This is a genomic window from Rubidibacter lacunae KORDI 51-2 (assembly GCF_000473895.1).
In the GTDB taxonomy this organism is placed as follows: domain Bacteria; phylum Cyanobacteriota; class Cyanobacteriia; order Cyanobacteriales; family Rubidibacteraceae; genus Rubidibacter; species Rubidibacter lacunae.
On the sequence record NZ_ASSJ01000049.1, the window covers coordinates 182,302 to 189,565 of the forward strand.

Genomic DNA, 7,264 nt, shown 5'->3' on the forward strand with positions numbered 1-7,264 from the left:
ATCTCGGCCTTACTCGGGAAGATTGCCGTCTGGGTAACGCGGTGGTAGCTGCTCGGCTTCGGGGCAGTCTTCAGACACGGGAAGGTCGTAGTCGCCGCGAAGCACCGAAGAAAGCTTCTGGGTAATCGAGCCAATGCTATCGAGGCGGATCAGCTCCTCCCAAGCACAAATTTCGTCGTCTTCTTCCGTTTCATAACGCACTGTCACCAAGTCGCCTTCAAGATCGACGACGCGCGCGCACTCGATCCACCGCTGCTGGTCCCGCAAGAAGATGCTGATTTCTCGACCGTCCGCGTACAGTTGGTAGACCTTGCGGTCAAGCATGTGTTTCTCCTGGGTTCTGGTCCGTTTTGCAATCGCTAAGCTGCCGCGGAAGACCGGCCCGTTGACGGCTGACCCTGTTAGGCATCGGCAACCTTAGATTGTCTCCACTATTTTGACACAAGCAACTCGCGCGCTTGAGCCGATTTGGTTGAAGATTCTACCTGCCATCTCGTTCGGCCTGGTGGCAGTCGAGCAGGCGGCGCACGATTGCAACGACCGTATCGGGTTGTTCGACCATAGCCAGGTGACCGCAGTTGGGAATTGAAATCGTATTATCTCCGCAGCATCCGAAGGATGAATGAAAACTTGCCAGATGGCGGACGTACTGCAGCTCCATGATTGCGTCCCGCTCGCCAGCCAGGAAGTAAGCCGGCTGCTCGAGCTGGGAAACTAACTGTGGCAGCAAGTGAACTTCGTTTTCGGTTGTTGAATCCAACAGCGCGCCCAATGCCGCTTGAGTATCTGCCTTCACAAAGTCCAGAAGACGCTGTCGTCCCCACCGCCGTGCAAGCGGACGCGCTACCATCGCCCGTGCAAATACCCGGTCGAGGAATGGCACATAAGGAAGCCAACGCGGCCGCCGTCGGACGAGTTGCTCGCCAGTCGACCGAAAGCGATCGAACTCTTCTTCAAGATAAATTCCGCCGCCTGCATTTACGCAGATGACCCCGGCTACCCGCTCGGGGCAGGTCTTGGCTCCCCACAAGGCGATGCTGCCGCCTAGAGAGTGGCCGATCAGCCACGCGCGATCGATCGCCAACTGTTGGAGGAGTTGCTTCAGGTCGCGGGCATAGTCGACGAGCGCGTAGCCACTTCCCGCTCCTACTGCCGAGTCGCCGAATCCGCGAAGGTCGTAGCTAAGACACTGGTAATCGGGCGAGAGACGCGCGATCGCGGGTTCCCAGTAAGAACGGCTGAGCAACCATCCATGGACGAAAACCAACACGGGCGCATTTGGATGCCGTGCCGGAGTTAGGGTGTAGGCGTGCGGGACCCCTGCAATCTCGATAGTTGCCATACCTACCATCCTAGCCCTGTGGGCTGCATGGGTTGCTCAACCCAGCAAGCGTTGCTGAACGCTCTCGGCAATTTTTTGTCCGAGGTACTCCGGGATCTGGGTGGCGTTCGGCCCGAGTAGATGTAAAATCATGCGCGATTGCGAGCGCCAAACCTGAAGGTCGGCGTTAATGGCAATTAAGTCTTCCTGCCAAAGTGCGTGCGCGATTTTGTAGCAGAGCGCTGTTTGCTGCTCGGGGTCGTGCAAGCGGGCTTCAATCGACAACGCGGGTAGGTGGAGGAGCGGGTCAATTGCAAATGTTGTGGAAACGCGATCGAGCTGGCCGTCGAGGGAGAACACAGGGCTGAACATCCCCTCGACTGAAAATTGAGCGTCAAGGGCACCGCGGAGCGCGTAGTCGAGACTCTCGGATGTTTGGGGCGATAGAGGCTGCCCCCGCTGGGAAAGCACCAATCGAGCAAACACCAACATCGGAGCGCGGATTCGACCGTGGAGGCTAAGGCCGAGCACGACGATGCGGTGGGCAGCCAGGACGCCAAAGATATCGTTGAGCAGGAAAGACTGGTTTCGATTGGCAAAAATCAGAACGGTATGTGGACCATCCATTTGCAGCTCAATGATGGCCCGTTTTTCCTGGTAAAGCTGATACGCCAGTTGGAAATTGGTGCGTTGGGCTCTGCTGCTAACAAATTGCTCGTAACCTTCTGAGAAGCCCTGGTTAAACCGCTTGACAAGCTTGGGATTTGGTGTTTCTAAGCCCACTACTGTCGTTGCTCCGAGGGGTCTAGACTCTACGCTGATAGCAGCAGCTCCGGAACGCTAACTCAGACGCTCTGCCCAATTGATGGCGCAAGCCACAGCAATATTTCGTAAGGCGGGGAACAGATGCAGCACTTGCCGCATTTGGCAACGCTCGCCAGTGTACTCAAGTACGGGATATCAGTACCAATGAAACCGAATCGTTCGCCACCTCGCGGCCGAGCCAAACTCCCTATGGGTTGCCGGACAGCCCGAGCACGCTCGCGAAATGCGACAATAATGCTAATCGTATATTTAGCATAACTCGAGCGGATGCAAAACGCTGCCGGGACAGCGACACCGCGCGATGAACCGCACTGATGCCTGGCGCGTTAGCATCGCAGGCGGGAAGATGGATCGAGTACACGAGCTTTACGCGGGCATGACGTTCTGGAAAAATTTGTTTGGCAACGGCGACACGGCAACGGCCGGGCAGGCAACGAGTCCGCAAGGCGAGATGTTAGAAGCAGCAGGCGAACTCCCGGACGGCGGTCGCATCGTTTTTAGCACGACACGCGACATCGATCTATACGAGTTGGAGGAATTATGCGACGCAGTCGGTTGGGCGCGTCGCCCGATGCGTAAAGTAGGCAAAGCGATTCAGTACAGCTTTTTGGTCGTATCGATGTGGGAGCTGCAGGGGTCGCGGCGCCGGCTTGTTGGTTTTGCCCGAGCGACGTCGGACCATGCATTTAATGCAACAATTTGGGATGTGGTCGTACATCCAAAACTGCAGAGCAAGGGATTTGGAAAAGCGCTGATGAGGTACGCGATCGCTAAACTGCGTCGCGAAGACATCAGCAACATTACGCTTTTCGCCGATGCTCAAGTGGTTGATTTTTATCGCCGGCTCGGTTTCGTGCTCGACCCAGAGGGTATCAAAGGGATGTTCTGGTATCCCGATTGAAAGGTCGGCACGCGCTCTCTCCCTAGCTAGAGCGGCGGCAGATTGTCAATTGAACGGTATGCTTCTGAAAATCAACACTATTTCGGATGGGTGCCTTTAGTCCGATGGATGCCTCGGAACGGTGGCTATGCTGCCGCATTCGTTCCTGTCAAATCCCACCAACTTTCACATCGTTGGCTCATAACCTCTCGATAATCTTGTGCGCTCAGAGTTCATGCTGATGAGGGTGGAAATGTCCTCATATCGGTTCGAAGGCTGACCGGAATCCCTGGGTTTGACCAGAAGCTTTGAACTAACCCAGCGGACTTTTCCTCGCTCGGGCTGCTCGGTGGAGTTTCTCCGCTCGATTGTCAAGCCCATGTGCTGTTTTTACTCCCCTCTTTCTTGATGGTAGAAGGTGGTGGAGGCTCAAACTTTTACTTGTCCTACAATATATTATCCCTGCTCAAATATTTGAAGTACAAAAAGATGGCAGTATTTTGCAAACCAATTGATACATCATCCTCATAGATACTGCTAAGACCGTTTCGATCTGTTTTCACGTTTGATGACATCTAGTTGGCTCGCCGCATCATAGGTGAACTCGACTCGATTGTTGATGACACTACTCCCACTCTGATCAATGCTCGCGACTCGATTGAGATCGTCGTAGGTTAACGACTCGACACCTCCTTCGTTGTCAGTAACGCTGGTGCGGTTGCCTGCTGAGTTGTAGCTATAGGTCAGGACAACATCGGGAACGTCGGGCGCTCCGGAGTTATCTACCTTGGTTAGCCGTCCGTTGCGATCGGAGGTGTAAGCGATGTATGGGGGTTGAACGTGGATTACGAATACCTGTCGGAGTCATCAGAGACGATGATTCAAATCGCGACGATCCGCCTGGTGGTCAGACGGCTGGCGTAATTTGATACCACCCTGAACGTTTCAAATGGTTTCTAAAAAAGTAACCGATCTTGAATCGATAGCCTTTCTGAAATGGGAAAAGGCGCAACGAGAGACTGACAATCGCAAAGGCGAGAAATTGGGCGAACAACTCGGTTGTGTGGCTGGACGTGAATCGTGGAGAGAATTCCTGCTGCGGGCTCGCTTCGTTTCCCTTGACGAAGACCTTGCCGGTGTTGCCGTTGCTCTCGCTCAGCTTCCGGAAGCCGGACAGTAACCCAGTGCTTCTTTCTCTGCCGATCCTCTTGCGTGAGGCTTTGTTGTCTCGCATAGTCTGCGGGCCGAACTGAGAGGACCCCAAATGTGCTAGCTCACGAAGAGAGGATCGCTGAGCGATCGCTGCCGTTAACACCTACGTTAAAGCGGTATGTAGAAGATGCAACCTGCTAACTCACTCTCATGACTGCACTCAACCACGAGCAGTCAATCCGCGATCGCCTTCCCGATAGCAGCTGACTGCCTGACTTCAATGACGCCTGCCATCGGCAAGTCTTTTAAGAGGCGCTCGTAGGCGTAGCGCGTGATGGTTCGGACATTGTGGGTCAGCAATACGCGGTTTTCTGCTGCCGCCCACGCCAATATCGTTTGGTCATTAAGCCCGGATAGGCCGACATCCTGGACGCGCACTAAATCAATCTCGGGTAAGCGTTGCCTGAGCCCTCTAGCGATCGCGTTGTCGAAGTTCTCATCGGCGAGAAATTTCACTGTCGGCCAGCACGGCGGGGCAAGCGATCGCGCCACGCCCTTTGCCCGAACCGCATCTCGTTTTCCTGGCGAATCGCCGCACCCACGTCGTCACGCTGCCGGAGATATGCGGCCACCTCTTCGCGGTGGTTGAGGTAAAAGTGAATCGTTCCGTACACGTCAGCTAGCCGCAACGCTGGATAGCGCGTCGCGATTTCTTCTGCCGTTGCTCCCTGCTGGAAGGCAGTCACCACTGTATCGAGGGTGACGCGCGTGCCGCGGACCAGTACGACACCATCGGCATTACGGGCGAGGGGAGTTGGGTCGGTGGCAGGGGTCAGAACCATCGTTGGGCTAAGGCTCGAGAAGGAACCACACTATATATAATTTCCCATACTTGGTCTCGACAATACCGAATAACTGCAGGATGAAGCAGGGCAAACGCATACACAAATCTGGGCTCAATTTTTGAGTAGTCCTGAAGTGTGATGCTCGAGCTGGGTTGTGAACATGGCTAGGTGTGGGTCCTGCACCGACTGGCACTGACTTAATCGTACTCGTAGGTGTAGGTGCCATCGGAGAGCAGGCGCTTGTCGCCACCAGTCTCGTAACCGGTATTGGTGCGGTTGCCGTTGCTATGGTAGCTGTACCCCTCATCATCTTGGTAGCTGTAATTCGCTGAGGTCAGTTGGTCGGTTTGGTCGTATTTGTAGGTTGCCGTACCGTCTGGGGTGCTCAGTCTCGTTAGGCGATCGCCGGCGTCGTAGTCGAAGCTATATCTGGCAATGCTGCCGTGAGTCAGCTCGGTTAGGCGTCCTCTGTTGTCGAAGTCATAGTCGCTGGTGACGATTGACGAGCCGCCGCTCGAGCTGTTGAAGCGTTTGATGGTATCGAGCTGGCTTGCTGCGTCATAGGCGAACTCGACTCGCTTGTCGATGACACCACTCCCGCTCTGGGCAATGCTCGCGACTCGGTTGAGGTCGTCGAAGGTCCACGTTTCGACGCCTCCTACATTGTCACTGACGCTGGTGCGATTGCCTGCTGAATCGTAGCCATAGGTCAGGACAACTTCGGGGACGTCTGGCGTCCCGGAGTTATCGACCTTAGTGAGTCGTCCGTTGCTGTCGTAGGAGTAGGCGTAGTTGGAGTCGCGATCGCCCGCCGTTTTCAATTGACCGGCAGCATCGTAGTTGTAGCTGAAGGTCCGGAGACCGTCTCGGCCAGTCCGCCACTTCTCGGCGGTGAGGCGATCGCGGTGGTCGTACTCGAAGGTGCGGACGCGTCCGTTGCGATCGGTTGCCCGAGTCCGATTGCCAACCTTGTCGTACTTGTATTCTCGGGCGAGTCCGAGTTGATTGGTCTCGCGGATTAAACGATAGAAGTCGTCGTACGTGAAGGTGGTTGTGTTTGCTTTGGGGTCGGTGACATTTAGCCGAGAGGACGTTAGCATCGAGACCGAAACGGGAGTCAACTTCCCCACTCTGAGTGCAGTTAAGGAGGTGGCAAAACTACATTAACTAAAATTCACGTGTACAAAATGAGTTAACAACTTCCGGATTAGTTCTCTAAGGTTTAATGTAGATAGGCGGGATAAAATCTGATAGCCATATTTTTTCATTTCCTATGTAAAAGTCAATTCCATCGCTAGAAGCATCGCCAGCTTTGATCTTTAGAATTACGGGCTCATGTGACTTTCTTTTCCCTACCCTCTCGGCATCCCGAACATTGACCGCCAGGTGAACATATTGCCGTGTCATTGATTTTAGCCCTTCTTGATAAATTAGCTCTGCCGACTTCGGTGAAGTACCATGATAAAGAATTTCTGGGGGTTGCGCTGATTGCTTCTCCAACTTTCCTGGAATAGTATGGCCGTATAGTGCACGAATCTTATCACCATTGTTAGAAAGCTCATGGCGTTTCTTGTTTGATTGAATAATCATCTTCTCTACATCCTCACCTCTTAAACTAGACCATTCAGGCTTTAATGATCTTAGTGAGTCCAACAGAGATTCAACTACTACCCATCCATCATTATCTATCTCAAGCTCATAAACCCATGGCTCATGGCGAAGAGCATGGGATACTGTCCGACTTAAGTCTGAATAATCTAGCATCATGGAGAAGGAGTTAACAATTAATCAAGTTTTTGAATCGATTGCATATGCTTAATCACTTCGTTATCTTCCAAAGGCTCCCAGTCAGAATCATAATCCACACCCTTCAGAGAATGTGCTATAGTCCAAACTAAATTATTACCGTCATCAATTCCATTTGCTCCAAGATTGGGAAAACGTTTTAGACAAACATACAAGGCTGCAACCAGGTAGGAACTATCATAAGGCAAGTTTATTCCTTCTTCCACAAGCCAACTGATAATGCTTGCTGATAAGTACCAACATTTAGTTTTTGACTGATTCATTAATATGGATATAGCATCAGATAATACTCCTTGAGTTCCATATTTCTCTATGAGATCTTGAACATTTTCTTCAAAAGTATCAAAGGAACTTTCATCCTCTGGCGCACTGTAGAGTTCAGAACATATTGCTTGTAGTAATTCATCTTTTGAGTTGTTCATGTCTCTTTTGAAA

Annotated in this window: 10 protein-coding genes; 2 read left to right on the plus strand and 8 right to left on the minus strand. The window is 52.7% G+C overall.

Going from position 1 to position 7,264, the window contains the following annotated elements:
- Positions 1 to 9 precede the first annotated feature (9 nt).
- The 3 genes from KR51_RS09275 to KR51_RS09285 all read right to left on the minus strand — a co-directional run bounded on the left by KR51_RS09275 (position 10) and on the right by KR51_RS09285 (position 2,104).
- The gene (locus KR51_RS09275) at positions 10 to 324 is read right to left on the minus strand and encodes a DUF6679 family protein (protein ID WP_022607073.1); all 315 of its coding nucleotides are present in this window, start codon (positions 322 to 324) and stop codon (positions 10 to 12) included.
- Between the two features lie 157 nt (positions 325 to 481).
- Positions 482 to 1,342, minus strand: coding sequence for an alpha/beta fold hydrolase (locus KR51_RS09280; protein ID WP_022607075.1), 861 nt, complete (start codon positions 1,340 to 1,342; stop codon positions 482 to 484).
- Positions 1,343 to 1,378: 36 nt separating this feature from the next.
- Complete coding sequence (locus tag KR51_RS09285) at positions 1,379 to 2,104, minus strand: hypothetical protein (RefSeq protein ID WP_022607077.1); 726 nt, start codon at positions 2,102 to 2,104, stop codon at positions 1,379 to 1,381.
- Positions 2,105 to 2,522: 418 nt separating this feature from the next.
- On the opposite strand from KR51_RS09285, the gene KR51_RS09290 reads away from it, so the two are divergent.
- Entirely contained in the window at positions 2,523 to 3,047 is a 525-nt protein-coding gene (locus KR51_RS09290; protein ID WP_022607079.1) for a GNAT family N-acetyltransferase, read from the plus strand.
- A gap of 928 nt (positions 3,048 to 3,975) precedes the next feature.
- Positions 3,976 to 4,206 (plus strand): hypothetical protein, encoded by a 231-nt coding sequence (locus KR51_RS19615; RefSeq protein ID WP_156915056.1) that lies wholly within the window; start codon positions 3,976 to 3,978, stop codon positions 4,204 to 4,206.
- Between the two features lie 206 nt (positions 4,207 to 4,412).
- Here the strand turns inward: KR51_RS19615 and KR51_RS09300 are convergent, their stop codons facing one another.
- The 5 genes from KR51_RS09300 to KR51_RS09320 all read right to left on the minus strand — a co-directional run bounded on the left by KR51_RS09300 (position 4,413) and on the right by KR51_RS09320 (position 7,251).
- Complete coding sequence (locus KR51_RS09300) at positions 4,413 to 4,694, minus strand: DUF5615 family PIN-like protein (protein ID WP_022607083.1); 282 nt, start codon at positions 4,692 to 4,694, stop codon at positions 4,413 to 4,415.
- On the minus strand, positions 4,691 to 5,020 hold the full coding sequence (locus KR51_RS09305) for a DUF433 domain-containing protein (protein WP_022607085.1): 330 nt from the start codon (positions 5,018 to 5,020) through the stop codon (positions 4,691 to 4,693). The genes KR51_RS09300 and KR51_RS09305 overlap by 4 nt, the downstream gene beginning before the upstream one ends.
- Before the next feature lie 200 nt (positions 5,021 to 5,220).
- Positions 5,221 to 6,123, minus strand: a complete 903-nt coding sequence (locus KR51_RS09310) for an RHS repeat domain-containing protein (protein ID WP_040655713.1) — start codon at positions 6,121 to 6,123, stop codon at positions 5,221 to 5,223.
- A 115-nt stretch (positions 6,124 to 6,238) separates the two neighbouring features.
- Positions 6,239 to 6,790 carry an RNA 2'-phosphotransferase gene (locus KR51_RS09315; RefSeq protein WP_022607087.1) on the minus strand — a complete coding sequence of 184 codons (552 nt, stop codon included), beginning with the start codon at positions 6,788 to 6,790 and terminating at the stop codon, positions 6,239 to 6,241.
- A 17-nt stretch (positions 6,791 to 6,807) separates the two neighbouring features.
- Complete coding sequence (locus KR51_RS09320) at positions 6,808 to 7,251, minus strand: hypothetical protein (protein ID WP_022607088.1); 444 nt, start codon at positions 7,249 to 7,251, stop codon at positions 6,808 to 6,810.
- Positions 7,252 to 7,264 lie beyond the last annotated feature (13 nt).

Bases quoted from the DNA above. Each gene is read 5' to 3' on its own strand.
- KR51_RS09315 (WP_022607087.1), bottom strand. From the start codon at position 6,790: ATGATGCTAGATTATTCAGACTTAAGTCGGACAGTATCCCATGCTCTT.
- KR51_RS09305 (WP_022607085.1), bottom strand. From the start codon at position 5,020: ATGGTTCTGACCCCTGCCACCGACCCAACTCCCCTCGCCCGTAATGCC.
- KR51_RS09310 (WP_040655713.1), bottom strand. From the start codon at position 6,123: ATGCTAACGTCCTCTCGGCTAAATGTCACCGACCCCAAAGCAAACACA.
- KR51_RS09280 (WP_022607075.1), bottom strand. From the start codon at position 1,342: ATGGCAACTATCGAGATTGCAGGGGTCCCGCACGCCTACACCCTAACT.
- KR51_RS09320 (WP_022607088.1), bottom strand. From the start codon at position 7,251: ATGAACAACTCAAAAGATGAATTACTACAAGCAATATGTTCTGAACTC.
- KR51_RS09275 (WP_022607073.1), bottom strand. From the start codon at position 324: ATGCTTGACCGCAAGGTCTACCAACTGTACGCGGACGGTCGAGAAATC.
- KR51_RS09290 (WP_022607079.1), top strand. From the start codon at position 2,523: ATGACGTTCTGGAAAAATTTGTTTGGCAACGGCGACACGGCAACGGCC.
- KR51_RS19615 (WP_156915056.1), top strand. From the start codon at position 3,976: ATGGTTTCTAAAAAAGTAACCGATCTTGAATCGATAGCCTTTCTGAAA.